We start from the raw sequence: 4216 nt of genomic DNA, 5'->3' as shown, positions 1-4216 counted from the left end.
CCCTCCAAAAATTATTGGATTATTCCATTTATGGCATTAAAGTTTCAGAATTGAAAAAATCAATAATCTGCGACAAACTAAATGAGCTTACCAAAAAAAATGCTTTCGAAAAGTATCTGGGATTATTAGATATCCTGGAGTGTGTTTCAAAAGACAATAAATTAAATTTTATATCATCTTTGGGAATACCCATCCATTCAGTTCAGGAAAATATGCCAAAAATCAATTTGGTTTTTGATTATGTTAGAAGCCATTACAGAGAGAAAATCACTTTAGAGCAGATTGCTGAAATGGTAAACATGTCACCCACTGCATTTTGCAGGTACTTCAAGTATAAAAGTCAAAAGACATTTTCTCGCTTTTTGATAGAGGTGAGGATTGCAAATGCTTGCAGGCTTATGTTACAAAATGATTTAAACACTTCTGAGTCCTGTTATAATTGTGGATATAATAATTTATCCAATTTCCACAAACACTTTAAAAGTATCACAGGATTGACTCCTTTGGAATTTAGAAGCAAAGTTTTAAACAAAACGGATTAAGGATTTTCATAGATTGTTTCAATGCGAATTTCAACAGGATTCGATAAAAGAAATTAATTTTTTAATTCGATGAATATTTTTTGCCTCAAGTTAAAATATCATACCTTTTAGCTAAAATGATTTAATAATTTATAGGTTCGAACAATTTAACTTTACAATCGAGATAGCAGATATAATTTTTTTCAAAATTTACTGGCATCATAAAATTACTTAGACCATAAATTAAGCATTGATTATTTAATCCAGAGAAGATGAAATATGTGAGTTTTATTTTTTTACTATTCTTTAATGGGAATTTATTTTCTCAATCAACACTCACATTATTGGATATCTACAAAAACGGAGTCTATAGTCAAAATCGGTTTGGCCCAATCCGTTGGATGAAAGATGCAAAAGGATATTCAAGCATAGAAAAAAGTACCAGTATTGAAGGGGATGATATTGTCCGATATGATGCGCTATCCGGTGCTCGGTCAGTTTTGATTTCTGCGGAAGAATTGATCCCTTCAGGGGAAAGCAAACCGCTGACTGTGGCAGACTATCATTGGTCAACAGATAACAGCAAACTGCTTGTTTTCACCAACACCAGAAAAGTTTGGCGATATCATACCCGTGGTGATTATTGGGTTCTGGATTTGAAAAGTAGGAAGTTAAGTCAGTTGGGCAAAGGTATTCCGGCCACGACCTTAATGTTTGCAAAATTTTCACCCGATGCCACCAAAATTGCCTATGTGAGTGAAAACAATATTTTTGTGGAATCACTCGGATCAGGGAAAATAACCCAAATTACCGCAGATGGCGATAAAGACATCATCAACGGGACCTTTGATTGGGTGTATGAAGAGGAATTGGATTGCAGAGATGGATTCAGATGGAGTCCCGATGGAGAAAACATTGCTTATTGGCAATCAGATACCAAAGGAGTGGGCACTTTTTATTTGATCAATAATATTGATTCCATCTATTCAAAGCCCATCCCATTACCCTACCCAAAAGTCGGACATACCTTGTCAGCGGTTAAAATCGGCATAGTCTCAGCCTCAGGAGGAGAGACCAAATGGTTTGATTTTTCGGAAGACCCGCGCAACAATTACCTGGCCCGGATGGAATTTATCCCCAATTCCCAGGAAGTGATGGTGCAGCAGCTTAATCGTCGCCAAAACAAGAATACAGTGTGGACAGCTAATATTCAAACCATGGCCATGTCAAAAATCCTGATCGAAGAGGATGATGCTTTTTTGGATATTCATGACAATATCCGTTGGTTGGATGGAGAGAAATATTTCACCTGGACCAGCGAAAGAGATGGTTGGTTGCATTTGTACAAAGTTTCAAGAGATGGCAAAACAGTGGAATTAGTAACTGAGGGGGGATTTGATGTAGAGCGGATAAGCCATATAGATCCCGCTAGCGGTTATGTGTATTACATCGCTTCTCCAGACAATTTCACACAACGATACCTTTATCGTAGTTCGCTTAAGAAAAGAGGAAAAGCAGAGCGGATTACACCCATTGAACTTTCTGGACAAAATGCCTACCAGATATCAACTGATTCAAAATTTGCCATTCATACCTTTCAAAATACCACCACTCCTCCGGTTTACTCTTTGGTCAGCTTACCAAATCATAAAAATATCAGGGTCTTGGAAGAAAACCGGGAATTAAAGCAAAAGTATTCCGATTTGGGTTTGAATCCAAAGGAATTTTTCAAGGTGGATATTGGTGATGTTGTTTTGGATGGATGGATGATCAAGCCGGAGGACTTTGATCCAAGAAAAAAATATCCATTAATCGCTTACGTCTATGGGGAACCTGCAAGTTCCACTGTTCAGGATGCTTGGATGGATGGTGACTTATGGCATCACTACCTGGCAAAATTGGGATATGTAATTATCAGTATTGATAATCGAGGCACCAAAACACCAAGAGGAAGAGATTGGCGCAAATCCATTTATGGACAGATCGGAATTTTGGCATCCTATGATCAAAAAGCTGCGGTTGAAAAGATTCTCAAAACCCACGACTTTATAGATCCTTCCCGGGTAGGTTCCTGGGGTTGGAGTGGAGGTGGGCAGATGACACTCAATTTAATGTTCCGCTTTCCCGAAATTTACAAAGCAGGTTTGGCCTTGGCATTTGTGTCTGATCAAAGACTTTATGATGCCACCTATCAGGAGCGGTACATGGGATTACTGGAAGACAATGAAAAAGGATACAGGGATGGTTCTCCCATCTCTTATGCAGAAAACTTAACAGGAGATCTGATGATCATCCATGGTACAGCCGATGACAATGTTCACTACCAGAGTTTTGAAATGTTGGTGGATAAATTGATCAAATATGACAAGCAATTCTACATGATGTCATACCCCATGCGTGCCCATGGAATTAATGAAAGGGAAAATACCTCCCTTCACCTTAGGAGGACCATGGAAAAGTTTTGGTGGGAAAAGCTGATCCCGGACGGAAAATGAATATTTTAAATGAATAGTAAAATCGAACTGTATCGATCAAATTGAATATTAAAAAAGTTTTAAACAAAAATGAGCAGATATGTTAAATTGGAATGGAGTTTTTCCGGCTATTACAACCAAGTTCACTGAGAATGATCAACTTGATTTAAAGGCCCTTCATGCAAATATTGAAATTCAAATAAAGGCAGGTATTAGTGGGTTGATTTTAGGTGGGAGTTTGGGAGAAGCCAGTACATTGACAGATTGTGAAAAGGAAACGCTGTCAAAATCCACCGTGGAAATGGTAGATGGTAAAATTCCTGTAATTCTCACCGTAGCCGAACAATCCACTAAAAAGGCGATTCAGGCAGTTACTTCTGCAAATCAGTTTGGGATTAAAGGCTTAATGGTACTGCCTCCCATGCGGTACAAGGCAGATGACAGGGAAACAGTGGTTTTTTTTAAAGAAATTGCAAATGCTACCGACCTTCCCATCATGGTCTATAACAACCCTATCGACTATAAAATTTTAGTAAATGAAGACATGTTTGGGGAGTTGGAGGAATGTCCAAATATACAAGCCGTTAAAGAATCTTCAAGGGACATCACAGTAATCACCAAAATGATCAATCGATTTGGTCACAGGTTTAAAATTCTGTGTGGTGTCGATCCATTAGCGTTTGAAAGTCTGGCAATTGGAGCTGATGGTTGGGTAGCGGGTTTGGTCTGTGCGTTCCCTTATGAAACCGTTGCCATATATCAACTGGTAAAACAGGGAAGATTAAAGGAAGCCTTGAAAATATACAGATGGTTTTCTCCATTATTGGAACTGGACATCCATCCAAAATTGGTCCAATATATCAAATTGGCCGAGGTTGCCACAGGATTGGGAACTGAATATGTCAGAGCTCCAAGACTGCCATTAATAGGAGAAGAAAGACAAAAAGTACTAAAAATAATAGAAGATTCATTGAAGGTTAGACCTTCTATACCAAATTTCGAAAAAATTCCCATGTAATTTTATAAGAAATTTTTTTTCGGCACACAATTCACCAACTTTAACTATCAAGTATAAAACCTATTAGTTGAATTGAAAATTGACTGATTTCATGAATATATTTTCTAGAGAAGTCTATATTGATAGGAGAGAAGCTCTCAAAAAAAAAATCGGGAAGGGTATCCTGCTTTTTTTAGGGAATGAAGAAAGCAGTATGAACTTCA

General features: G+C 37.7%; 3 protein-coding genes. All 3 read left to right on the top strand.

Translation table 11 applies throughout. The features are described from left to right. Window positions 1-542, top strand: a 542-nt coding sequence (locus tag ACEW8U_RS23850; RefSeq protein WP_373524565.1) for a helix-turn-helix domain-containing protein, incomplete at its 5' end; no start/stop codon positions are given. A gap of 380 nt (window positions 543-922) precedes the next feature. Further along, complete coding sequence (locus tag ACEW8U_RS23845; protein WP_373524564.1) at window positions 923-3016, top strand: S9 family peptidase; 2094 nt, start codon at window positions 923-925, stop codon at window positions 3014-3016. A gap of 79 nt (window positions 3017-3095) precedes the next feature. Further along, window positions 3096-4013 carry a dihydrodipicolinate synthase family protein gene (locus ACEW8U_RS23840; protein WP_373524563.1) on the top strand — a complete coding sequence of 306 codons (918 nt, stop codon included), beginning with the start codon at window positions 3096-3098 and terminating at the stop codon, window positions 4011-4013. Window positions 4014-4216 lie beyond the last annotated feature (203 nt).

The sequence above is a fragment of the Aquiflexum sp. genome, from assembly GCF_041751335.1.
Taxonomy (GTDB): domain Bacteria; phylum Bacteroidota; class Bacteroidia; order Cytophagales; family Cyclobacteriaceae; genus Aquiflexum.
The sequence above is the reverse complement of the archived record's forward strand: the minus strand, read 5'-3'. Positions and strand labels throughout refer to the sequence as shown.